The sequence below is a fragment of the Bacillus sp. FSL H8-0492 genome, assembly GCF_038006145.1.
In the GTDB taxonomy this organism is placed as follows: domain Bacteria; phylum Bacillota; class Bacilli; order Bacillales; family Bacillaceae_G; genus Bacillus_A; species Bacillus_A mycoides.
The window spans coordinates 3,838,117-3,861,426 of the sequence record NZ_JBBOUP010000001.1; the positions used below are offsets into that span (position 1 = coordinate 3,838,117).

23 protein-coding genes are annotated in these 23,310 nt (G+C 34.6%); 5 read left to right on the forward strand and 18 right to left on the reverse strand.

The window, feature by feature from the left end; genetic code table 11:
* Positions 1 to 42: 42 nt before the first annotated feature.
* A complete protein-coding gene (locus MHH66_RS19740; RefSeq protein ID WP_002011538.1) occupies positions 43 to 489 on the reverse strand; it encodes a MarR family winged helix-turn-helix transcriptional regulator in 447 nt (148 codons plus the stop codon).
* Between the two features lie 194 nt (positions 490 to 683).
* Between MHH66_RS19740 and MHH66_RS19745 the strand changes: the two genes are divergently transcribed.
* A complete protein-coding gene (locus MHH66_RS19745) occupies positions 684 to 2,180 on the forward strand; it encodes a DUF3149 domain-containing protein (RefSeq protein WP_061675919.1) in 1,497 nt (498 codons plus the stop codon).
* A 29-nt stretch (positions 2,181 to 2,209) separates the two neighbouring features.
* On the opposite strand, the gene MHH66_RS19750 is transcribed toward MHH66_RS19745, so the two are convergent.
* Positions 2,210 to 2,491 carry an aspartyl-phosphate phosphatase Spo0E family protein gene (locus MHH66_RS19750; protein WP_002011543.1) on the reverse strand — a complete coding sequence of 94 codons (282 nt, stop codon included), beginning with the start codon at positions 2,489 to 2,491 and terminating at the stop codon, positions 2,210 to 2,212.
* Positions 2,492 to 2,979: 488 nt separating this feature from the next.
* Here MHH66_RS19750 and MHH66_RS19755 point away from each other — a divergent pair, with 488 nt between their 5' ends.
* Positions 2,980 to 3,750 (forward strand): divergent polysaccharide deacetylase family protein, encoded by a 771-nt coding sequence (locus MHH66_RS19755; protein ID WP_002011545.1) that lies wholly within the window; start codon positions 2,980 to 2,982, stop codon positions 3,748 to 3,750.
* 67 nt (positions 3,751 to 3,817) lie between these two features.
* On the opposite strand, the gene cbpA is transcribed toward MHH66_RS19755, so the two are convergent.
* From cbpA to MHH66_RS19810, 11 genes are all read right to left on the reverse strand, one after another.
* A complete protein-coding gene (cbpA, locus tag MHH66_RS19760; RefSeq protein ID WP_002086818.1) occupies positions 3,818 to 4,441 on the reverse strand; it encodes a cyclic di-AMP binding protein CbpA in 624 nt (207 codons plus the stop codon).
* A gap of 127 nt (positions 4,442 to 4,568) precedes the next feature.
* The gene (locus tag MHH66_RS19765) at positions 4,569 to 5,198 is read right to left on the reverse strand and encodes a class II aldolase/adducin family protein (protein WP_002011549.1); all 630 of its coding nucleotides are present in this window, start codon (positions 5,196 to 5,198) and stop codon (positions 4,569 to 4,571) included.
* A gap of 249 nt (positions 5,199 to 5,447) precedes the next feature.
* A complete protein-coding gene (locus MHH66_RS19770) occupies positions 5,448 to 7,706 on the reverse strand; it encodes an NEAT domain-containing leucine-rich repeat protein (RefSeq protein ID WP_078184149.1) in 2,259 nt (752 codons plus the stop codon).
* A 438-nt stretch (positions 7,707 to 8,144) separates the two neighbouring features.
* Positions 8,145 to 8,927 carry a DeoR/GlpR family DNA-binding transcription regulator gene (locus MHH66_RS19775; protein ID WP_002030497.1) on the reverse strand — a complete coding sequence of 261 codons (783 nt, stop codon included), beginning with the start codon at positions 8,925 to 8,927 and terminating at the stop codon, positions 8,145 to 8,147.
* Positions 8,928 to 8,967: 40 nt separating this feature from the next.
* A complete protein-coding gene (locus tag MHH66_RS19780; protein WP_063217416.1) occupies positions 8,968 to 10,152 on the reverse strand; it encodes a saccharopine dehydrogenase family protein in 1,185 nt (394 codons plus the stop codon).
* Complete coding sequence (gene phnW, locus MHH66_RS19785) at positions 10,149 to 11,246, reverse strand: 2-aminoethylphosphonate--pyruvate transaminase (protein ID WP_078184148.1); 1,098 nt, start codon at positions 11,244 to 11,246, stop codon at positions 10,149 to 10,151. Before phnW ends, MHH66_RS19780 begins: the two co-directional genes overlap by 4 nt.
* Before the next feature lie 16 nt (positions 11,247 to 11,262).
* Complete coding sequence (gene phnX, locus MHH66_RS19790; RefSeq protein ID WP_078184147.1) at positions 11,263 to 12,057, reverse strand: phosphonoacetaldehyde hydrolase; 795 nt, start codon at positions 12,055 to 12,057, stop codon at positions 11,263 to 11,265.
* A gap of 21 nt (positions 12,058 to 12,078) precedes the next feature.
* Positions 12,079 to 13,836 carry a putative 2-aminoethylphosphonate ABC transporter permease subunit gene (locus MHH66_RS19795; protein ID WP_063217413.1) on the reverse strand — a complete coding sequence of 586 codons (1,758 nt, stop codon included), beginning with the start codon at positions 13,834 to 13,836 and terminating at the stop codon, positions 12,079 to 12,081.
* Entirely contained in the window at positions 13,837 to 14,838 is a 1,002-nt protein-coding gene (locus MHH66_RS19800; RefSeq protein ID WP_002086828.1) for a putative 2-aminoethylphosphonate ABC transporter ATP-binding protein, read from the reverse strand. It abuts the gene before it with no gap.
* A gap of 19 nt (positions 14,839 to 14,857) precedes the next feature.
* Positions 14,858 to 15,934, reverse strand: a complete 1,077-nt coding sequence (locus MHH66_RS19805; protein WP_002030507.1) for a putative 2-aminoethylphosphonate ABC transporter substrate-binding protein — start codon at positions 15,932 to 15,934, stop codon at positions 14,858 to 14,860.
* A gap of 228 nt (positions 15,935 to 16,162) precedes the next feature.
* On the reverse strand, positions 16,163 to 16,318 hold the full coding sequence (locus MHH66_RS19810; RefSeq protein WP_002011566.1) for a hypothetical protein: 156 nt from the start codon (positions 16,316 to 16,318) through the stop codon (positions 16,163 to 16,165).
* Between the two features lie 97 nt (positions 16,319 to 16,415).
* Here MHH66_RS19810 and MHH66_RS19815 point away from each other — a divergent pair, with 97 nt between their 5' ends.
* On the forward strand, positions 16,416 to 16,799 hold the full coding sequence (locus tag MHH66_RS19815) for a DUF3905 domain-containing protein (RefSeq protein ID WP_002011568.1): 384 nt from the start codon (positions 16,416 to 16,418) through the stop codon (positions 16,797 to 16,799).
* 38 nt (positions 16,800 to 16,837) lie between these two features.
* Here the strand turns inward: MHH66_RS19815 and MHH66_RS19820 are convergent, their stop codons facing one another.
* From MHH66_RS19820 to phaR, 5 genes are all read right to left on the reverse strand, one after another.
* Positions 16,838 to 18,187, reverse strand: coding sequence for a TrkH family potassium uptake protein (locus MHH66_RS19820; protein ID WP_002126155.1), 1,350 nt, complete (start codon positions 18,185 to 18,187; stop codon positions 16,838 to 16,840).
* 23 nt (positions 18,188 to 18,210) lie between these two features.
* Positions 18,211 to 19,404, reverse strand: coding sequence for an NAD(P)/FAD-dependent oxidoreductase (locus MHH66_RS19825; protein ID WP_078184146.1), 1,194 nt, complete (start codon positions 19,402 to 19,404; stop codon positions 18,211 to 18,213).
* Between the two features lie 94 nt (positions 19,405 to 19,498).
* On the reverse strand, positions 19,499 to 20,584 hold the full coding sequence (phaC, locus tag MHH66_RS19830) for a class III poly(R)-hydroxyalkanoic acid synthase subunit PhaC (RefSeq protein ID WP_000206840.1): 1,086 nt from the start codon (positions 20,582 to 20,584) through the stop codon (positions 19,499 to 19,501).
* Between the two features lie 83 nt (positions 20,585 to 20,667).
* Positions 20,668 to 21,411 carry an acetoacetyl-CoA reductase gene (locus MHH66_RS19835; RefSeq protein ID WP_078184145.1) on the reverse strand — a complete coding sequence of 248 codons (744 nt, stop codon included), beginning with the start codon at positions 21,409 to 21,411 and terminating at the stop codon, positions 20,668 to 20,670.
* Between the two features lie 152 nt (positions 21,412 to 21,563).
* Positions 21,564 to 22,046, reverse strand: coding sequence for a polyhydroxyalkanoic acid synthase subunit PhaR (phaR, locus tag MHH66_RS19840; protein WP_000566956.1), 483 nt, complete (start codon positions 22,044 to 22,046; stop codon positions 21,564 to 21,566).
* A 198-nt stretch (positions 22,047 to 22,244) separates the two neighbouring features.
* Between phaR and phaQ the strand changes: the two genes are divergently transcribed.
* Together phaQ and phaP are read left to right on the forward strand one after the other, a co-directional pair.
* Positions 22,245 to 22,697, forward strand: a complete 453-nt coding sequence (gene phaQ / locus MHH66_RS19845) for a poly-beta-hydroxybutyrate-responsive repressor (protein ID WP_000903018.1) — start codon at positions 22,245 to 22,247, stop codon at positions 22,695 to 22,697.
* Positions 22,698 to 22,739: 42 nt separating this feature from the next.
* Positions 22,740 to 23,264: a polyhydroxyalkanoic acid inclusion protein PhaP gene (gene phaP / locus MHH66_RS19850; RefSeq protein ID WP_002011575.1), complete on the forward strand. Its 525-nt coding sequence runs from the start codon at positions 22,740 to 22,742 to the stop codon at positions 23,262 to 23,264.
* Positions 23,265 to 23,310: the final 46 nt, after the last annotated feature.

Sequence of the window (23,310 nt, forward strand, 5' to 3'; positions counted from 1 at the left end):
AGCCTTGGATTTCTTTATCCAAAGCTCCTTTGGAACATATCATCATTTTTCATACTTTCCAATTTTTTTCAATAGCTCGAGTAATTCATCCTTCTCATCCTTCGTTAACATTTCAAAAGACTGATATATAACTTGCTCATGACCTGGAAAAATAGAAGCAATAAAGCTCTCTCCAGACTCCGTTAATTGTGCATAAATAACACGCCTGTCATTTGGACATGGAATTCGTTTTACAAGCCCTTTTTTCTCTAGCTTATCTACAACGTATGTAATGCTGCCACTAGCTATTAAAATACGCTCACCGATTTGCTGAAGTGGTTGGCCTCCTTTATGATATAGTAATTCTAATACAGCAAACTCAGTTGGATTTAATCCGTTACTTTGTATGGATTTATTTGTAGTATCCATAACAGAACGATGTACACGGGATAATGCAATAAATACTTTTAAAGATTGAGAAATGTCTTCTCGCTCATTATTTGATGTCATACCATTTCAACCCTTCACTTAAATTCTCCGCAACAAAAAGAAAAGCAACGTAGCACCTCATTACAACTTCCGAATGAATATTCACTCATTCCTTTTCCTTTCCCTAATGTAATACAAATGATTCTTGAATAAAAACATGACAATTTTAACATAGTTTATATATAATGATAATAAAAAAAGAAGGAGTACCAAATTTGAAAGTCAAATTACAAAGCATAGTTTTTTACATACTGCTTGTTATACTGCCAACGATAGGGATTGGTGCCACATTTTTTTCATATCACACTTATCAAATGAAACAGGCAAACAAACTATCTGCTCACACTGTTCTCTTTTTATATAGAGACTATTTAGACCATCACCTTGGTGAAGCTATATCTGCCTTAGAAATGCTCGCAAAAGTCGTAGGGACCGAAACTGGAAACATCAATGGGATTAAACAGATTGTACATGATACCGATGGAAATGATGAACGTTTTTCCGGTCTATATTACGCTACGACAGATGGGATGATTACACTCGCATCCCAAGGCGATTCGCCGCCTATTGATGTTTCTGACCGCCAATACATCCAAGATGCATTGCAATCTAAGAAAACAACTGTATCATCAGTTATTACAGATCGCGTTCTTGGACATCAAGCTATTATGATTGCGTCTCCAATATTTAATAGACAAAAGGAACTCTCAGGCTTATTATTAGCAAGTTTACGCTTTGACTACATTTCAGCCTCTTTAAATGCTATTAAACCACAATATCATTTCGAAGTGACTGATAAACATGATGTAGTTTTTCTAACCGATGATAATAACGAAACAAGCGATGGGCATTCTAACATGCTTACTACCCCACTCCAAAGATTAAATTGGAAAGTCTCTGTTTCTCCGTTACCTATTCATCAACAAACTTTATACCAGTTAGTTTCAATAGAGTGTATAGCTACTTTATTTTTAATGTCTATTTTATTTTTACTTGCTCAATATATGTTATTAAAACGTCAAACAAAACTAGAAAGACAACAAAATGAACTACAAAAAATTGAATTGGTTGGAACTTTTGCAGCTAGTACAGCTCATGAAATCCGTAACCCTCTTACTGGAATTAAAGGACTCGTTGCTCTGTTAAAAGAGAAATATAAAGATGAACAGGATCAGTTCTACTTTTCCGTAATCGAACAAGAAATAGAGCGAATTAATGAAATTGTAAGCGAATTTCTTATTCTTGGAAAACCAACTGCCATCATTGAACAAACATATGATGTAAGAACGATTCTTAATGAGGTAGCATTAATTATCCAATCTGAAGCGAATCTACATAACATTGTATTTCATTTACATTTGCCAGACCACCCTGTTCATATACGTTGCTCAAAAGACCATATGAAACAAGTGGTTTTAAACATTACAAAAAATGCAATTGAAGCTATGGCTTCTGGTGATACATTAACCATTGTAGTAACAAACAACGAAAAACACGCACACTTGCAAATTATTGATACTGGAAAAGGGATTCCTAAACATATTCAAAAACACCTCTTTCATCCGTTCTTTACTAATAAAGATACTGGAACAGGTCTTGGGCTTGTTATATGTAAACGAATTGTAGAGATGTACAATGGGCATATATTTATTGATAGTAAAGAAAACAAAGGAACGACAGTTCATATAGAGATTCCATTACACATAGTATAATTATCCTTATCCTAAAAGGGTAATTATACTTATTTCATAAAACCAGCTACAAACATTCTCCAAAAATTGTTTGATTTCCCTTCATACCCAATTTGAAAAATAGGAACCTTTATAATTGAAAACCATTTCGGTGTTTGTTTTTCTTTGTAACGCTGATACTGTACGATAAGCTTGTCCAATTCTTGACTAACTTGAATTGTCTCCATACTATTTAACCCACTTGTTAATCCTAAATGAATCATTTCTTCACGTTTCATATGAATATCATGCGAAAGCTTTTCTAATGTGTACTTCCTTTTTACAGTAAACATTCATATCCCCCTTATTTTTCTTCCATACTCTCAACGCCTCTTCTACTTTAGCCCTTTAAACACTTAATTCTATTTAAAATTGAAGAATCAGAAAATTTAACATTTTTCTCCTGTAATTTACAAATCTTTACCCTCACTTTGAGAATTATTACAAATTATTCTATCTTTGTAAATACATTCGCAATAATAGACATTTTTTTCATCTTCTTTTTTGTAAATACTCCGTAAACAGTGGATTCTCTATTTTCAATGTACTTTTCTTCGACATTTTTTGTTTAATTTATGTAAAAACGCAAAACATAATGATGATTGATAAAGTGAACTTTAATCAGTGGGGGTTTTGTCCATCCCCACTAATTATTAGCCTTCACCAATCGGGCGTTTACGGGCAGTGGATTTTCCACCTAACTTCTTTATTCCAGCCAAATTTTGAGGTGGGAGTCTTACTGTCCGCAAATAGCGGGATAAAATAGAAAGGAAATATTTATATGCGCAAATATACTATTACAGTTCTCATCTTCACCCTGTTCATACCATTCTTCCTCTTTCCTATTCAAGCAAACGCTCATACGAATAAAGTTGCTATTGTCATCGATGATTTCGGCAATAATATGAAAGGCACAGATAAGATGTTATCACTTCCTATTCCACTCACTGTTGCTGTTATGCCATTTCTTCCTTCTACTAAACAAGATGCAATAGCTGCCCATAAAAAAGGGCATGAAGTTATTATACATATGCCAATGGAACCAATTAGAGGAAAAAAAGAGTGGCTTGGACCAAAAGCGATTACAACAGATTTAAGCGATGAAGAAATAAACAACCGACTCGAACAAGCAATTCAAGAAATACCTCATGCAATAGGAATGAACAATCATATGGGATCAAAAGTAACCGCTGATGAAAGAATTGTACGTCTTATACTTTCTGCCTGTAAAAAGCACGGTTTATTTTATTTAGATAGTAAAACAAACCCTAATAGTGTTGTCCCAAAAATCGGTAAAGAATTAGGCGTTCCTATTATTGAAAACCAATTATTTTTTGATGATGTATATACGGTAAGTCACATTTCAAAACAAGCACAATTACTCATAAAAAAAATCCAAGACAAACCCATTATGGTAGCTATCGGACACGTTGGGGCTCCAGGTGAAATTACATCACGTATTATCGAAACTTCTATTCCTAAAATTCGTGAGCATGCAGACTTTATTTTTTTATCTGATTTAGCATTGTCTCCACCTTCTGTTTCAAAATAAAATTCATTTCTTGCACTAAAAAAGATACCTATCTACACATAGCAGATAGGTACCTTTCCTTTTCAACTTAAATATAATCTACATGACTCACCCTGAATCCCTTTTTCTCTATCTTTTCAATTAATTGCTTTAATTTTTTTTCATTTAACTCATCCGATATATTTACGATAACACGGCGAATATATTGATCACCGTTATCAAGAGTAAACAGTCCACCGATATTATATGCTTTTAATAATGTCCCAAGTTCTTTAATTGTTCCCTTACAATCTTGTGTTGCAATTGTTAATATATAACCACCCGTCCGCATACCGAACGAATCCTCAATGACATCAAATACATTAGAATGTGTTAAAATGCCGACAAATTCATTATACTCATTTAAAACCGCTAAAAACGGGAGACGACGAATAACGTAAAAAGCTCTAAAAAAAGAATCCTTTTCAAAAATAAACGAATTTGGACTTTCCAGTACATCTTCTGTACTTACATCCTCTAATCTGCTATTACACTTCTTTTCTAAAAGATCTACTTTATAAATAATCCCCGTGAATTCCTTCTCATTTTCTGCTAATACAGGAATTGCGCGAAATCCCGTTTCATTCATAATTTGTAACGCCTTTTCACCAGAATCATTCGTTTTGCAAAATGTCACCTGCTGTTTTGGCAGAAAATGATATTTAACTCGCAAAATATGTTCCTCCTTACATGTCAACATGTAATCTATATATAATAAGGAGACCTATATTTTATGAGTAAAATCTCTTTTTAAAACGCTTTCATTTTTTTAAGGGATGGTAATCTCTGTGAATACATCTTTATATAACAGAACTTTTTGCCCCTTTTATCATTAAAAGCTTTACGTGATAGTTCATTAAATACTCTATACCTTCCAACCATTTTTTCGCTTCTTCTGGAGTTTTCCCCCACACGATCATTCCGTAATTATGAACAAGGACTACTCCTCCACCTTCAATAAAATTCGGAACATTATTTTCTAATAAATTAGCGAATTTCTTTTCATCTTCTACAATTGGAATTGTCATTTCTGTAATACCGTCTTTTCCAAAAACACGTTCCACACTACGTTTTTCAAATGTTACTTCTCCTTCTTTCCCATATAGCTCTGACATTAAATGACTATCTACAGTCTGTACTTGTAAAATGCATTCTGCACTACTTTTTTTATAAATATCCGCATGCATAAATGACTCTATAGCTGGTTTTTCTTCGTTTTCAAATACTGGCTCACACATGCAATTTACGACAATAAAATCTTCTTCAGAAAATACCCCTTTATCTCTTCCCTCTACATTCACTAAAAATGTTAATGGCTCTTTTGACGTACACATAGATAAACTAATTTTCGTACCATAAAACCAATCGCGAAGTGCCAATTCTGCTTTCACATCTTTTAATTCGTTCCATTTTTTCAGAAAAAATAACATTTCGTCACCCCCGGCGTAATATTAATATAATATTCAAATCCTTTCTATATAAAAGGAATGTTTTTTGATTATTCTAAAAATTTAATTGAATTATCACACGAGAATGCCTTTTTGTCAATATGGTTTCAGCACCTATCGGAAAAATAGGCCTATCACATGTAAACACTCCTGTCTATTTAGCATTTGATTTTGTACATATAAAAAATACGTTATTCTTCTTATTAAAGAATAACGTATTTTTCTCATTTGTTATTTAATTATTGCGTTATATAAAAATTGTGCGTATTGTTCACGTGTTACGAAATCATCACCTGAAAAATTACCTTTGCCGTCACCTTTTGATACTTTATTATCCACTAAAGCTTTCACATATCCTTCCGCCCAATGACCAGATGGCACATCTTTAAAGCTCTCTACACTATTTTCATTTTCCTTTAACTGGAATACTCTTTGTAATACCACTGCCATTTCATAACGAGTTAATACTCCATCTGGACGGAACTTATCATTACCGTATCCTGTCATAATTCCAGCTTGTACCACTGCATCAATAGCCTTTTCATACATATTTCCTTTCGTATCTGTAAACATCGTTTTTTGTTCTAAATCAGTGTCTAATTTTAAATACCTTTGTATTAGAAGTGCTACTTGCCCGCGAGTAATGTTGTCACCAAATCCAAATTGCCCATTTCCATAGCCTATAAATAACTTTTCTTTCGCTAAATAGTTAATTGCTTCTTCTGACCAATGACCCTTTGGCACATCTTTAAATTCAATTACTTCTTCCACTACTTTTTCATTTACAACATTTTGAATAACAGACCCTGTGAAGAAGATTCCTGTATCCGCAAATGGATCTTTCACACCAAATTCATATACTTTCTCACCTGGTGTACTCCATTTCACTACACCATTACTATACGTACCACCATCACTCTTCAGACGAATTTTTGTAGATACCTCGCCGTCTTTTTCGTATATAGGTACTTTTACTTCTTTATTTACTTCTGTATCCTCTAAAAAGACTTTTTGGTTTTGGACATTAATATAAGCTTTCTTACTTAGTTCTATTACTGGTCTAACATCGCGGATTTCATTTGCAACAAAACTTAAATATACTAACTTATTCAACTTACTAACTGGCGATAAGTCTGAAATATAATTTGCTTCTAAATCAAGTTTTTGTAAGTTTACTAGATTTGATAATGGAGTAATATCCTTTAACTCATTATTAGGTAAATCTAATTCTGTAAGCTGAGTCATTTTAGCAAGTGGTGTCACATCTTCAATTTGATTTTTACCGATAAATAATTTATTTAATTGATTCATTTGGTCAATACCCGATAAATCTTTAACCTTATTACGCGTTAATACTAAGTCCTTTAAAGGTAATGAATATAACGGTTTAATATCTTCAATTTGATTACCTGCTAAAGTTAAGTATGTTACATTTTTCAATGCGCTTAATGGAGCAACATCCGTAATTTTATTATTTGCTAAATTCAAGTAATCTAGTTGTTCCATTTTCGCTAATGCTGTTACATCTTCTATTTGGTTGCCTGATAGATATAAACTTTTTACATTTTTCATTTCAATTAGTGGTGCAACGTTTGTAATTTTATTATTACTCAAATCAAGAGATTCTAAATTTTCCATCTTAACAAGTGGTGTTACATCTGAAAATTCATTACCACGCAAAGCTAAATGATTTAATTGCTTTAAATTCGCAAAGAACGACGGATCTGTTATCTTCGCATTCGCAACTGTTAAAGATTTTAAATTTGGCATATATTTTAATGCACTATAATCCAGAATCTCATTCGTGTTTAAAAACAAGTCCTTTACTTGTAATAACTCTTCTTTCGTAATTGGTGTATTTAAATCTTTTCTATTAAATACTTTTTTATTAACAAGTTCTCTTAATTTGTTATCTGTTATCATATTTTGATTATCAACTGGATTATCTGTTTCCGTATTGCCTGAATTAGAGTTATCATCTGGTTTCTCTGTTTCTTTTTCACCTACAGTTGGATCTTTAATTTCAAATTGAACTTGATATTTGTGATCATATCCAATAGCCGGAATAAATATATGCATTTGCATATTGTGCTTCTGCTCAAATTCGCCAATTTCAAATTGGACTACTTTCGTTCCATTTTTTCTTTTATCTTCTGACAGAACTTTCACATCATGAAATACACCAGGTTGATTTCTATCTTCTATTCTAAGATATTGAAAATAATCGCTATCTTGTATTGTTACAGTAACGATTTTTTTCCCATCTTCAATTGCTACTTTAGGATTTTTTATGTACTGAGAAACCATAGATGGCTCATCTTTTTGATCCTTATATATTTTAATCTCAGTATCATACGTGCGATCACTGGCTACTGCTACCGACTGGTTTGCTTCAATTTTTATTGCTGCTAACGCTGGAGTAGAATACGCAGCAAATGGAATAGCTAATGTTGTTGCTACTACTAGAGCTTTAATATAACTTTTTTTCAAAATAATATCCCCTTATCTTATATATATTTCAATTGATAATCACTATCAATTGCTAACATAATAAATGATAATGAATCTCATTATCATTGTCAACAAGAATATTACATTAAGTTTATATTTCCATAGATAAAAAATAAAAAACCCTTTACTCAAAGGGCTTTTTTGCCTATCGTATGAAGGATTTCACTTTTTTCTTTTTCATTAATAACACCAATTTTTTGCAAAATATTTGCATACAATACAAGTTTATTATATATCCGTTCCGACATACTTTCCCTTCTTTCCTTCGACCAACTTTTTTTGTATTGGTAAATTATATGAACGAGATGAGAAAATGTGTCCACTTTTTGCATAAATACAAAGCTTTTATTTTTTTACTTGCTGATAGTAAAACTCCCACCTAAAAATTAGGTGGGAGTTTTAACGTATTCAATTCATTTAGCAAACTGTCCATTGAATATTATGCTTTTTGACTTCTTCTTCAAAACTATAGGGCATTTTCTTATCACAAATAATATGTTGAATACGAGAAAATCCTGCTATTCGGTAGTTCCCTTTTACGCCTACCTTTGTATGATCGCATAAAATATACGTTTTCTCAGCTAATTTCATCATCGCTTCTGACAGTTTCGCCTTTTCTAATTCAAAGCTAGAAACCCCAAAACCTTGCAACAACCCATCAATCGAAACGAATGCTTTATGAAAATGAAATTGATGAATTACTTGCTGTGAAATAGATCCCGACACACGTGAATGTTTTGGAGATACTTTCCCGCCTATAAATAAAACTTCACCGTGAAACATCTTTTTATTAATAGAAGAAATTAATTGTGTTGCTACTGGAAATGAACTTGTTACAATCGTTAAATTTTTACGATGAACAAGATATGGCACCATTTGAAGTGGTGTACTTCCATCATCAATCGCAATAACATCTCCATCTTCCACAAACGTTGCTGCTTTATACCCAATTCTTTTCTTCTCTTCTATATGCAGCATCTCTCGTTCTAACATCGGTGCCTCTATCCCAGCTCCCGGAAGTTGAACGGCTCCACCGTACACTTTCTTCAATTTTTTTTCACGATCTAATTCTTCTAAATACCGACGAATCGTCTCTGTTGATACTGCGAACTCTCTCGCTAATTCTGAAACTTTTACTTTTCCTTTAAACTCTACCTTCTCAAGAATTGTCCTCTTTCTCTCTTCACCTACTACAGACATAGCCTCACCCCATTTATATCTACCTCATAAACTGTCTTACTTATACAAAGTTATAATTTTCTTTGTAAGTAGAAATCTCTTCATGAATATAAATACCGCGCTTTTCTAGTTCGTCAAAAATAATTTGTGGATTTTCGAAAGCTTCTTCAGGAGTAATAACACCGGCCTTATTAACTACTCCTTTTGCAATTAACTCTGTAGCGATTCCAAATGGGATACCAACATTTCTTGTATAGGCCCTTAATTTCTCCCAACCTACTACAGAACCGTCAGATAGCGGATGCGTATGGTATAACACATGCCTTTGTTCTTGATTATTTTTCATACCTACTACTTCTACATGAAGTGCATAACCATAAAGCTCTGTTGCTTGTCCTTCTTTCGATTTTAATAGATACTTCGAAATACAATCCATAATACCAATTTCTTTACCGTTTATTTCAATTTGATCATTACGCAATATACCATAATCATATAAAGCACGAACGAGCTGCATATTTTGCTCTGGCCAAGTTCCTCTTGTTTCAATAAGCTGTACACCTTTATCTTCCAGTGCCTTCGCTAACGTAATCGTTTCTGAATGCGGGATTATATACTGCATTGTTTTTCCGTAAGGTGCTGGTAATTCAATTTCTCTCGGGCGCGCAAACGGAGGTACTTGCTTAAATTCACCTTCCTCATACACTGTACGCGTCGGCAAATGTGGATCATATTCATATGTCGTTGTCTCTGTAATTGATGCAGAAAAAGCAATTGGACGATACGAGCCATGACTTACTCGAACTGACTCTACAGTATCTAGCTGATTTGCTGCATGCATGGCCATCATTTGCGTTACACCTGGTGTCATACCAAACCCAGGTAAACATGTTGTTCCATGTTGAACAAATTTAGAGTGGGATTCATTTTCTTCACCGAATCCATTTAAGTTCACACCGTGGCAGCCGGCATCTGCGATACAGCGAGTAGACAATCCATTTAACTTTATCGTCGTACCATCCATTACAATGTCATAGCCTTTCATTTTTGCGACCGTATCCTCATGATTTGTCACATCGACTTTCACAAAATCAACACGAGGATCATTTAACCACTCTACTACTTTACGGCCCTCTTCTTCGTTAAAATCGGCTACCGTAATCGTCTCAAAAGATGAAAATTGAACTAAATCTAAAATTGCTTCACGACAAATTTTACCTGCTCCACCTAAACAAAATACTTTCATCCTATAACAACTCCTTTAGCAATACTATCAACTAAACGGTTTATATCTTCTTCATGTATATCACCGATATTCCCAATGCGGAACGTATCTACTTTCGAAATTTTGCCTGGATAAATAACAAATCCATATCGCTTTAATTCATTATATAGCTGCAAAAATTCAAATCCTGCTTCTGGATAAATGAAAGATGTAATAATAGGAGATTGATATTTTTCATCTACTAATGGCTTAAAGCCCATTTCTTTCATTTTGTGCACTAGTAGTTTTTGATTGCTATAATATCGATTGTAACGGGCTCTTACCCCGCCTTCTTCTTCTAATTCAAGTAATGCCTGATAAAAAGCATGCACAACATGTGTAGGTGAAGTAAAGCGCCATTTCCCATTTTGCTCTTCCATCGTTTCCCACTGATCATATAAATCTAATGATAAAGAACGAGCTTGCCCTTTACATTTCAATAGTTCATCACGATTTGCGATGACAAAACCGAATCCGGGAACACCTTGAATACATTTATTCGCACTACTAATTAGAAAGTCAATTTGCAACTCAGCGATATCTATTTCAATACCACCGAAACTACTCATTGCGTCAACCAGTGTAACTTTTCCGTATTGTTTTCCCAATTTACATACGTCTACAATTGGATTAATAATACCTGTAGTTGTTTCACAATGAACAACTACAATATGCGTAATCTCTTTATCTTGTTGTAATAACTGTTCTACTTCTGCAATATTAGTAGGCTCCCACTCTTCTGTTTGACTGACCACCACATCTATATGTAACATCTCTGCCATTTGTACAATCCGCTTACCATACGCACCATTTGTACAAACTAGCAGCTTTCCGTTTCTAGGAATAACAGAACCAATTACTGCTTCAACCGCAAACGTACCGCTTCCCTGCATTAAAACTGTTGTGTACTTTTCTTCTTCCTTTGTCGCTAACGATACAAGCCTATTTCTTACATCTTGCACCATCGTGTTATATTCAACATCCCACGTACACCAATCGTATAACATAACTTCTTTTACAGTTTTTGTTGTCGTTAATGGTCCTGGTGTTAATAATAAATATTGATTTTCATTCATGATCGTGTGCCCCCCTTTATGAAATAATAAGTTCTTGTTTCTCGATATGTTCAATTATGTTTTCGAGCTCCTGCATCGTTTCAATTGTAAAATGAGCCCCATTTTCAACGAAACGATTACGAACTACTTCTATTTTTTCACGAAGATCTAACGGATCCATATTCTCAACTTCCTCTTCCGTTAAACCAAGCTCACTACTACCGAGGATTACACCAACTGTCCACATTCCAGCATTTCTACCCTCTTTCATATCTGACACGGTGTCTCCAATTTTTATCATATGATTCATTGGGTATACACAGAGTTCCATCGCATTTTTATAACACATCCACGGATATGGACGACCTGCTGGAACATCATTTGGCGTCACAAGAAAATCAGGTTTATACCCTTGTATTTCTGCTTCTTTTGCAACAATGTCCATCATTTCTCTCGTATAACCAGTTGTTGATCCAATTTTAATACCTCTTTCACGTAGTGAAGAAACCACTTCTTTTACCCCATCAATTGGCGTGGCATAGTACGGTAAAATAGCAAAGAGAATTTCTTCAAACTCTTCATACATCTCATGAATATCTTCTTCTGTTGGTAATTGTCCGAAGACATGCTTCCACTCATTCGAAATACGAGGCATTTCCGTTAATACCCTAACATGATCAATCTTCAATAACCCCATTGGTTTACGAGCTTCTTCTGCTGTAATTTCAACACCGCGTTTATGAAAAATCTTCATGAATACTTCTAATGGTGCAAAACATCCGTAATCAACTGTCGTACCTGCCCAATCAAAAATAACTGCTTCAATTTTCATTCTATCCATCACCCTTCTTACTTATCTTTTTTGCCATTGTGACGTTCGGTTACGAAGTGCTTTCGTTCCCCATTCATATACAACCCTCACTACAATATTTGTAACAACAATAAGTACACTCATTGCAGCTGCTGGTGCTACATTTCCTGCATCATCCATATTTACAATTGATACAGCAGCTAGTTTAAAATCAGCCGCATATAAGAACACTACTGCCGATACAGTCACCATTGAATTTACGAAATAGTACATAACCATTTCTAACATAGCTGGTAAACACATTGGTACTGTTACTCGAAAGAAAGTTTTATAAAACGGTACGCTCATCGACTGTGAAACAAGTTCAAACTCTCGGTCCAGTTTCTTTAAAGCAGTCGTTGCGGTAACAAACGTTACAGAGTAAAAATGAATGATATTTACTAATACTAAAACAGCAATTGTGCCATATAAGGAATGAAACGGATTTGTTACTGAAAGTCCTAGAATTTGAATTGTTGGTTGACTAAAGAAAAAGACATATCCTAATCCAAGTACTAATCCAGGAATCGCTAACGGTACAATAGAGAAAAAGTAGCCTACTTTTCTGAAAAACTGTAGCTGTTCTATTTTTTCAATCGCATAAGCGAACACAAATGTTAAAATCGCCCCGATAACTGCCGTAATAGCTGAGACAATTACACTATTTTTAAATGCTTCAATTCCGTCTCCTGTCAAACTTGAAAAATTAAAATGCTCAAGTGTAAAACTCATATTATATGGCCATACTTTCACACTTGCAGCAATACCAACTGCCACAAATAAAAGAATGATCATAAACGTGACTACGCTACAATATACGAATGAAATAACATCTCTTTTCTTATTATTTATTATTCTGTAAGGTACTGCTTTTGAAGATAAGAGATTCGCCTGTTTTCTTTGCGTAATACGATCAACTGCAAATGCGAAAATAGCTGGGATCAATAAAATCATTCCGACAGTTGCGCCCATGGACATATTTTGCTGTCCAATTACTTGCTTATATACGTCAGTAGCAAGTACGTTATATTGTCCTCCAACAATTTTAGGTGCCCCAAAATCAGTGAAACTAAGTGTAAATACAACGAACATCGCACTAATTAATCCGTATTTCACACTAGGTAAAGTAACCGTAAAAAACTGTTTCACTTTACTTGCACCCAACATATTAGAAGCTTCATATAAACGATAATCAGAACCTTGGAGAGCAATTAATAAAATAAGGAATGCTTGCGGAAATGTATACATAACTTCAGCCATTACAATTCCTACTGGTCCGTATAACGGTATTTGTATTCCTTCAAATAAACCAAACATTCCTTTTGTTATTAACCCTTGATTACCAAATAAATATGTAAGCGCAATACCGTGCATCATCGTTGGTGCGAATAATGGTAATAATGCTATGTATTGAAATACGCGCTTTCCAAAAACATTTGTACGAGCAATCGCATATGCGTAAGCGAAAGCGAGTGTAACTGAAATAATTGTTGTAGCGCCCGAAATCCATATCGTATTTTGTAGTGATTGAACTAGCGTTGGTGTTGTGAAATATTTACTGAAATTCGCAACACCAACAAAAGCTCCATCTTTATCATAAAAGGCTTGTGTAAACAGTTGTAATAAAGGCAATACAAGCATGATAAAAAATGAAAGAAGCATACCAATAATTAATAGTCTTTGTATCCACTCTTCTTTACCGATACGTCTCTTAATCTTTTTTTTTGTACTTTCTGCCTTAAAGTTTTCTAACATCTCCATCTATACAATGACCTTCTTTCCATATGACAACATATGATTTTCTGAGAAAGAGATTTGAATTGGCTTTCCTTTTCTAATAGCAGTTTCCTCTACTTCTGATGCCAATATATCCACTACAATTTTCTCATTATAAAGGTGTGTTTTCTCTTCTATGACCCGCACTTCCGTCCGGTATACAGAACCGCGAAATTCCATGCTTTCTACAACTGTTTTAATACCATTATTTTGTACAACTGTTACATGTTCAGGACGAATCGCATGTTCTTCGTTATTTTTCGAAAAGAAATTAATAGAACCAATAAAATCTGCCACAAATGGATTGGCTGGTCTTTGATAAATCTCCTCTGGTGTTCCAATCTGCATAATTTCCGCATGATTCATTACAACAATTTTATCAGCCATCGTTAATGCCTCTTCTTGATCATGCGTTACCATAATAGTTGTTACTCCCACTTTTTCTTGCAAATCACGCATTTCTCTGCGCAACTTTTCACGCACTTTTGCATCTAAAGCAGATAACGGCTCATCAAGTAACAAAATATCGGGAGACAGAGCGAGCGCACGTGCAAGTGCTACTCGCTGCTGTTGTCCACCAGACATTTGAGCAGGATATTTATCTTTTACATTCAGCAAATCCACAAGTTCTAACGCCGATAGCGCTTTTTCTTTTACTTCTGCTTTTCCATATTTTTTTGTTTTTAAGCCGTATTCAATGTTTTCAAGTGCAGTTAAATTCGGAAATAATGCATACGATTGAAAAACCATTCCGAAGTTCCTCTTTCCAGGTGGTAATGCTGTAATATCTTTTCCATTCACAGCAATACTACCTGTTGTTGCCTCTTCTAGCCCCGCTAAAATTCGGAGCAATGTCGTTTTCCCACAACCACTTGGGCCTAATAAACAAACAAACTCATTTTTTTTCACAGTAAAAGAAATATCCTTTAACGCTGTAAATGCATCAAACTGTTTTTGGATGTGTTGAATTGATAAATATTCGCTCATTTTTCTCTCTCCCACTCACTTACTTTTTCGGTTCTGCTTTTTGGCCAAACTCTTTTTCCCATTTTTCTAAAATTTTGTCACGATTTTCTGCTGCCCATTTAAAGTCATTCTTTTTATATAACTTTTCTGTCACATCTTTAGGGAATCCATCTGGAAGTTTATAATCATTTTTAATTGTCGCAAATCCATTTTTCTCGAAGTATAACTTCATTACATCATCTGTAATTGCCCAATCTAAAAATGCTTGCGCTAATTTATCATTTTTAGCATTATCTTTTTTAATAAGTGCGTTCGCTTCTACTTCCCAGCCTAATCCTTCTTTCGGCAGTACAACTTCAACTGGTGCACCTTTTTGTTTCTCTTTCAAAGCACTATAAACCATTGATACACCAACTGGATATTCACCTGCGCCTGCTAATTTCGCTGGTTTTGAACCTGAATGAGTATAAGTTGCCATATTATCATGAAGTTTCTTCATGTAATCCCAGCCCTTATCTTCTCCCATAATTTGTAGCCATGCAGAAACTGTTAAAAATCCTGTTCCAGAAGAAGCCGGATGCGGCATAACTAGCGTTCCTTTATATTCTGGTTTCGTTAAATCTTCATATGATTCTGGCATCGGTAAATTTTTCTTCTTCAATTCTTCTTTATTTACAGCAATCCCCGTCATAAATGCAGTATTTCCTACCCATTTTTCTGGTTTCTTATCGTCTTTAAATTGCGAAAGGACACGATCTGCTCCTTTTGGAGAGTATCCTTTTAACATATCTTTTTTCTCTAAAGCTAATAGACTAGACGCTGCAGTTCCCCATACAACATCTGCTTGTGTATTTTTTCCTTCAGCTAGCAATTTCGCTGTAATAACTCCTGTTGAATCACGAACAATGTTCAACTTCACGTCTGGGTACTTCTGTTTAAAAGAATCAAGATAAATCGGTACAAGCTCTTCTTCAATCGCTGTGTAAACAGTTAATGATCCAGATAATTTATCATCTTTTACTTTTGCTCCAGCACTTTCTTCTTTCTTTGCACCACACCCCATTAATAACGAAAATACCATTCCAGTTGCTACAGCTTTAAAGATTGTTTTTTTCACTGTCTCTCTCTCCTTTTACAAATCTTATGTACAACTCTAATATAAACAACTAGTGTAAAAGCAGTATTAAACCAACATTAATCTTTTGTTTGTTGTTTGTTTTTGTGTAATACGTTGCTACTTCTATGTTTTTTCGCATTTTTCTGCTAATATCAAACGTGAAATTTACAAATAATTAAAAAAACCTTTATAATCCCACAAAAAAATGAGGCGTTTGTAAAAAACGCCTCATTTTTGTTTACCTTTTTTTGAATTACGATTTGCATACTTCGCACTATTTTCTCCTTCATACTCTAATGCAAATTCTGCATCTGGTAAGCTTTCTTTCGGAGTTTTATTATTATTAATTGCTGCATTTTGTTTTACTTTTCTTTTTACCAACATATTCACCTGCTCTCACGAAATAACTTTCTATTCTAGTTTGAAACAACTTACAGTAATTATTACTGGGAAGTGTTAACAAGTACATAAGAGCTTATAGATGGAAATACTACATACGAACAAGCCATTACAAAAAGGAGCGATTACTTTGAAAGAAAAAGAAACGATACAATCGCCAATTTTAGACGAGACGCTCCCTCATCAAATGAACTTTCCTTCTTTTAAAGGCACAGGCAAAAAGATGCAACAACCTTTTATAAATCAATATGATGTTGTAATTGGAGACAGTAAATACGATTCCACTAACAGTCCTCTTAATAATTGGAGTGATGAGGTAGATCCTGCTATTATGGCTGGGGAAGAATGGATCCATCCTACAAATGATATCGGATGGATTGCAGAAGAAAATCAAGAATTACTTAAAAACGAAGTTGATAATAAAAATGATGCTTTTATGCATCCCCAATTCGGAATTAACGACTAAAAAACCATTCTACCTAACATAGGTAGAATGGTTTCATACTATCCAATAATAATTCTCTCTTTCGGATATTTATAGCGAGGCGGTTGCTCTCTTCCGCCACTAGCTAATATAAATGTTAAAATACCGACGCGTCCGATAAACATAAGTACAATAAGTACAAGTTTACCAACAGTTGTTAAATCAGGAGTAACACCTGTTGATAGTCCCGTCGTCCCGAAAGCAGAACAAACTTCAACGATTAAGCTCATAAGCGGTACATTTTCCGTAATAGATAAAATGAATAGCGCTGAGGCACATAATAAAATCCCCATCGTCATAACGACAGATGCTTTCAACACGTCCTCTTCATGTAGCTGACGTTTGAAAACTCGGACTGTTCTCCCGCCTCTTGCAAATGTATATAACGATAATATACTAACTGCAAATGTTGTCGTACGTATTCCGCCCCCAACTGAACTTGGAGATGCCCCAATGAACATTAATATACTCATAAATAAAAGCGTTGGTTGTGATAATTCACGTATGTCCATTGTAGCCAGTCCTCCACTTCGCGTCGTCACAGATTGGAATAATGTATAAAATACAGTTTCATGCCATGACTTTCCTACTAAAAAATGATTTCGTTCCAATAGAAAAATCATAATTGTTCCAACAATAACGAGTACAAAAAATGTCGTTGTCGTCAATTTTGTAAATAACGAAAAGCGAAATAGTTGTTGTCGCCTTTTACTAAGGAATTGTTTTACTTCCATTAACACTGGGAAACCGATAGCTCCTAAAATAATAAGCAACATATGAATCATTTGAACAATATAATCTTTTTTGTACGGAATAAGTGATTGTCCTGTTAAATCAAATCCTCCGTTCGTTGTTGCGCTCACAGCGGCAAAGAAACCGTGAAAATAAGCTTCTTGCCAAGTCGGGAAATATAGTAAGAACCTTGTACCTAACAGTATTGCTCCAATGAGTTCTATCGAAATAATTACAATTAAAATAGAACGCATCAATTCTACAAGGCCCGATAAATTCCCTTGGTTATGGTCTGCCATAATTAATCTTCTTCTTTGCAAACCAATCTTTTTCCCCGTTATAATCCAGACGAATGTACCAAGCGCCATAATTCCTAATCCGCCTAATTGTAAAATAAGGGCTAAAACAATAATTCCTGCCGTTGTAAACGTATCTGAAATCGTAACAACAGACAGTCCCGTAACACTTACCGCACTAACAGATGTAAATAGTGCATCGATAAATGTCCATTTCACTTCAGGCTTCGTAACAAATGGTAAACTAAGCAAAATTACCGATACGACTACGGCTAGTAAATAAAATACAACGATAAGTTGTACGGGACGTAACTTTTGTAAAAACTTTTTTATATCTCTCATTCCATCACTTCGCTACCTTTTTTCTATCGATTAAATAAAGAAAAATCATCACTTTCTTCATTTGTAAATAACTGCTGAAATAGTTTCGCAAATACCATTCCGTATACAGTTCCATTTCCCCCATACGGCAGTGCGTAATATAAATTATGTATTTTTTTATCTTCTTTTAAAATAGGAAGACCGTCATGACTGCCACCAAATGCTGCTGCCCAATAGTACTCTGCCCGTATATTTTTATACTGGGGGAACATTTCTTTTACAATGTTAATAAGAAGATCACGCTTATGCAATAATTTCGTATCGCCGATTTTTTGAATTTTCAGCGCCTCATCTAATCCGCCTATAACAATGCGATTTTGATACGTTCGACTATACAAATACGGACGTGCTGTTTCCCAAATTAACGATTGCTCATGCCAGCCTTCAAAATAATCTATCTTATTTGTCACAACGGCATAAGACGTTTCTACTGTTGTATTTTTTTCTTTCTTTCCAAAAATTGCTTCATAACCTGTCGCCATAATAATATTCTTTGCTACAATTTTATTTCCTGTTTTCGTGTAACAAATTAAATCATTTTGGATTTGTTTAATATGTAATGCCTCTGTATGTTCGTATATAGTAGCGCCCATTTGTTTCGCTTTATGCAAAAGACTATGTGCTAATAAATACGGATTCACTTCTGCATCACCGCTTGTATATAACGCTGCTTGTTTTGCAAATGAATAACGTTTCTTAATATCAGACTCTGTAAAATATTCAACCGGAAATCCATAATGGCGTAACGTATTATATTCTTCTTGTAAAAATGAAACATCCTCATCTCTACTTGCATAATACAAACTATTTCGCGGAATAAAATGGGGATCAATATCGAGAGTTGGCACAACCTTCTCCATTGTTTGCAGCGCTTCATAACAAAGTCTATATGCTCGTACCCCTTTCTCTTCACCAAATGTATGAATAAGAGAGGTTAACGATTTATCATGAACAAATTGTAATAATCCTGTATTTGCAGCTGTGCTACCACATGCAATTGCTCTTTTTTCAATGAGCATAACACGCATTCCAATTTTAGCTAACGAATACGCTATATGAGCACCTGCTTCTCCACTTCCAATTACTAGTACATCACATATCATATCATTTTCTAACGTTGGATAACAAGGTACAGAAACTCCAGCATTCCAAAACAACTTACCAGTCATAAGCTTCATAATTATACTCCTACAATGTAATTTTCTCCTTTCTATGTTTCGTCATTTTCCATAAAAAAATCCAACTAACATACGCTAGTTGGATTTCTTCTCTTTAATTAGAACGCTCTTCCAGCCAATTTCCAACCGTCGGATATGTTTGCTTTACAGCCGTTCCACCATACACGATAGACATATGTCCTGTCGGTAAACATACATACTGTTTATCTGTGCTAGAAATATGATCAAGTAAAGCTTCTACTTGACATGGCAGAGCAATGTGATCACGTTTCGCAGAAATATTTAAGACATTCGCCTTAATATTTGCAAGGTCTACCTTTTGTCCGCGAATAACGAGTTCACCCTTCACTAATTTATTATTTTGATAAAAATCACGAATCCATTGTCTATACGATTCACCTGGGAACGGAATACCATCGCCTACCCACTTTTGAACTAATTTCCAACTTTCGACGAAGCGCTCATTTTCTGAACGATCGACTAAAGCAACATATGGACCGACAAAGTTTGTAATTGGTTTTAACATCTTATTTCCGAAATCAATCATTTCTGGCGGAATATTTCCGAATGTATCAACCGCTTTATCTAAATTGAAATATTTCTCATCTAATAAAGGACCGTATAATCCTGTTTCAGAGAAATCAAAAGGACTTGTCATAAAAATCAAGTTACGAATTGGCATGTCCGGATGAAGCGCTGCATAAATAGATGTTAACGTTCCACCCATGCAATAACCAAGTAAAGAAATCTCGTCCGATTTTGCAGTTCTCATTACTTTTTTCACTGCTTTTGCAATATAATCGAACACGAAATCATCAAACTTCAAATGACTATCTTCTAAACCGAATGTGCCCCAATCAAGCATATACACATCAAAACCACGATCTACTAAATATTCCACTAAACTATTTCCTGGAGTTAAATCCATAATATACGGTTTATTAATAAGAGCGTATATTAATAAGATTGGAACTCTCTGTGTTTTTTCTTGTTTTGGAATGTAACGATACAGCTTCGTTTTATTCTTCGTCCAAATAACCTCTTTCGGTGTTAAACCAACTTGTGGTTCTGGTTCGCGTAATAAAACTTCGCTCGCTCTTTTCACACGGCGATATGCTTTACGATATTCTTCTGGGTACAACTCCAATTGCTTTTCCCATTCCGTTACGAATGTAGTCATTTTTCCTATCTCCTTTTTGGTCAATTTCTTTCTAAAAAAAGAAGTGCATTCCTGCTATGGATATGCACTTTTTTCTTACTTCATTACATGTATAATCCGCCGTTAATGTTTAATTGCTGACCTGTGATATACGCACCGTCACGGCATAGATATACTACACCTTTTGCAATTTCATCAGCTTGACCAAAACGTTTTTTCGGGATTTTCGCAACGATTTTTTGACGCACTTCTTCTGGTACTTCTGCTACCATTTCAGTATCAATAAATCCTGGGCAAATTGCGTTTACAGTTACATTTGTTCTTGCAAATTCTAACGCTAATGATTTTGTAAATCCTAGCATACCTGCTTTTGCTGCTGAGTAGTTTGTTTGTCCAAATCCACCAGCTTGGCCAATAATAGAAGAAATACTAATGATTCTTCCTTCTTCTGCTTCCGATATGTATGGAAGTACCGCGCTTGTCGTATTAAATACACTGCTTAAGTTCACGTCAATTACGCGCTCCCAATCTTCACGATTTAATTTCTTGAATGTACGATCTCTTGTAATACCAGCATTATTAACAAGAATATCAACTTGACCAAAATGATTCACAGCTTCTTCTACAAGTCTGTTTGCATCTTCTACTTTAGAAACATCCGCTTGAACTGCATAAACGTCATGTCCTTCTTTTCCTAATTCATTTACTAAGTTTTCAGCTGCTTCTTTACTGCTGTTATAGTTAATAACTACTTTTGCTCCCTCTTGTGCTAATGCTACTGTGATTGCTTTTCCAATTCCTTTTGCCCCACCTGTTACGATTGCTACTTTGCCATTTAATTGAACCATTTCTTTTCCCCCTTAAATGAATTTGTGAACGATTGTTATGAATCATTTTGGTACTCATACTAATTGAGTCCATATATTAATTATGTTTCGTTGTTTATACATGAAAAGAGATTCTCCCTCCCTCTTTTACACGTTATAAACAAACGCCATTATCATTTTTTATTTTCTGGCTTATTTACAGGCTTTACTTCTTCTTTTACAGGTACTTGTAGTTTAGCTAGTACTGCATTTTGCTTTTCTAGCAATTCTAAAATTTGATCAACTTTCGTTTCTAACGTGCGCATATCTTGTTTTACTTTCGTAACATCACGCTTTAATGTAGGAGCTTGTCCTAATGAATCCACTTTCTCTTCTAGAATTTCCTCGATGTTATCAACTTTATTTTCTAAGTTAATAACAAGCGTAGCTACTCTAGCGATATCCTCTCTCGTCGGCACATTCACCTGTTCTAAATAATTTTTTGTCGTATCATTTAATGCTTTTTGATAAAACAAATTCAAATCTAGAACGCTGCCCATCCAAGCAGAATATTCTTCTGTTTTAATTGTTTCATTGAGCGCTTTTCCCCAAAATGTTTCGGTTTGTTCATAAGCATTTTTCCATGCTTGCAATGGATCGAATTTTTGATCAATCACTTCGACTACACTCCCTTTTTCGTTTTTGAAACAATTCAACCTATTCACTATTTTCTAATATTCCGAATAAAACTTCAAGTATATATTTTATTTTTCTTTATTTTCTAACAAATGTATTGACATTAAAAACAGATAGGTGTAAATTGCACTTATAAGCAAAAAATTCCATCTAACTGATTCATGAGGTGATGTACAATCATGCTACATAATGAACCAGAACACCCAGAAAGTTTGGAAAAAAACCAAGCGAAACAACCAAACTCCATGCCAAAAAACTTCTTAGTTCCTTTCTTACTTCTCTGTCTAAAAGACTGGAGTCTTCATGGTTACAAACTTATTCAAATGCTAATGGACATCGGCTTTTCTTCTGTTGACCAAGGTAATGTGTATAGGACACTACGCAAATTAGAAAAAGAAAATCTTATTTCTTCTACTTGGGATACAAGCGAAGGCGGGCCAGCGAAACGAATTTATTCTTTAACAGAATATGGAGAGCAATATTTAACAACATGTGCGACTTCTTTTGAACATTATCAAAATATGTTGCGGACGTTTTTCACGTTATACACCAATGCATTCTTTCCATTTTCTACTTCTCCAGAAAAGGATGAAAAGGATTCTTCATCTTCACCTGGTGGTACAGCAGAGTAATCTGCGTTCACAATATGCAAAAAAACATTTGGAGGTCAAACAATGGAAACTAAGCCATACGAATTAGTCGATGCATTTTGGAAAAACTGGTCTCAATCTCTTTCCCTCTTCTCTTCAGCTGGGAAACAATTAGAGCAACTTACTTTAGAAACGTTAAAACAACAACAAGACGCTTTGCATAAATTAACATCAGGAGTAGATGAACTAGAAAAAGAACTACACCAATTCACTGCTCAGTTCAATAACCAATATACAGACTATGTGAAGCAATTAACTGGAAACTCCTTAAATGATCAAATTAACGAGTGGCAAGAAAAGTGGAATGAGCTTTCTAATCAAATGCACCAACTTACTGTTTCGCCTACAAAAACATCTTTGTCTATTCTTACTCAAACTAGCGGCCAATTTGAAGAAACAACAAAACACTTTATCGAACAACAACAGTCGCAACGTGAAGAGGTTCAAAAACAGTTAGAAGTTTTTTTGGGAGAGTTCAAGTCCAAACAACTAGAACTCGCAAAGCAGTTCGAGGAAAACTCAAAAAATCTATTTACTTCCATCAAGTAAGAAAAATGTGGCAACTAACTGCAGCACAAACAAAACTCTTTCTTCC

Excerpts from the sequence above, each read along its gene's own strand:
- MHH66_RS19740 (WP_002011538.1), bottom strand. The coding sequence starts at position 489 with ATGACATCAAATAATGAGCGAGAAGACATTTCTCAATCTTTAAAAGTA.
- MHH66_RS19750 (WP_002011543.1), bottom strand. The coding sequence starts at position 2,491 with ATGTTTACTGTAAAAAGGAAGTACACATTAGAAAAGCTTTCGCATGAT.
- MHH66_RS19755 (WP_002011545.1), top strand. The coding sequence starts at position 2,980 with ATGCGCAAATATACTATTACAGTTCTCATCTTCACCCTGTTCATACCA.
- MHH66_RS19765 (WP_002011549.1), bottom strand. The coding sequence starts at position 5,198 with ATGTTATTTTTTCTGAAAAAATGGAACGAATTAAAAGATGTGAAAGCA.
- MHH66_RS19775 (WP_002030497.1), bottom strand. The coding sequence starts at position 8,927 with ATGTCTGTAGTAGGTGAAGAGAGAAAGAGGACAATTCTTGAGAAGGTA.
- MHH66_RS19780 (WP_063217416.1), bottom strand. The coding sequence starts at position 10,152 with ATGAAAGTATTTTGTTTAGGTGGAGCAGGTAAAATTTGTCGTGAAGCA.
- phnW (WP_078184148.1), bottom strand. The coding sequence starts at position 11,246 with ATGAATGAAAATCAATATTTATTATTAACACCAGGACCATTAACGACA.
- phnX (WP_078184147.1), bottom strand. The coding sequence starts at position 12,057 with ATGAAAATTGAAGCAGTTATTTTTGATTGGGCAGGTACGACAGTTGAT.
- MHH66_RS19795 (WP_063217413.1), bottom strand. The coding sequence starts at position 13,836 with ATGGAGATGTTAGAAAACTTTAAGGCAGAAAGTACAAAAAAAAAGATT.
- MHH66_RS19800 (WP_002086828.1), bottom strand. The coding sequence starts at position 14,838 with ATGAGCGAATATTTATCAATTCAACACATCCAAAAACAGTTTGATGCA.
- MHH66_RS19810 (WP_002011566.1), bottom strand. The coding sequence starts at position 16,318 with ATGTTGGTAAAAAGAAAAGTAAAACAAAATGCAGCAATTAATAATAAT.
- MHH66_RS19815 (WP_002011568.1), top strand. The coding sequence starts at position 16,416 with ATGGAAATACTACATACGAACAAGCCATTACAAAAAGGAGCGATTACT.
- MHH66_RS19820 (WP_002126155.1), bottom strand. The coding sequence starts at position 18,187 with ATGAGAGATATAAAAAAGTTTTTACAAAAGTTACGTCCCGTACAACTT.
- MHH66_RS19825 (WP_078184146.1), bottom strand. The coding sequence starts at position 19,404 with ATGAAGCTTATGACTGGTAAGTTGTTTTGGAATGCTGGAGTTTCTGTA.
- phaC (WP_000206840.1), bottom strand. The coding sequence starts at position 20,584 with ATGACTACATTCGTAACGGAATGGGAAAAGCAATTGGAGTTGTACCCA.
- MHH66_RS19835 (WP_078184145.1), bottom strand. The coding sequence starts at position 21,411 with ATGGTTCAATTAAATGGCAAAGTAGCAATCGTAACAGGTGGGGCAAAA.
- phaQ (WP_000903018.1), top strand. The coding sequence starts at position 22,245 with ATGCTACATAATGAACCAGAACACCCAGAAAGTTTGGAAAAAAACCAA.
- phaP (WP_002011575.1), top strand. The coding sequence starts at position 22,740 with ATGGAAACTAAGCCATACGAATTAGTCGATGCATTTTGGAAAAACTGG.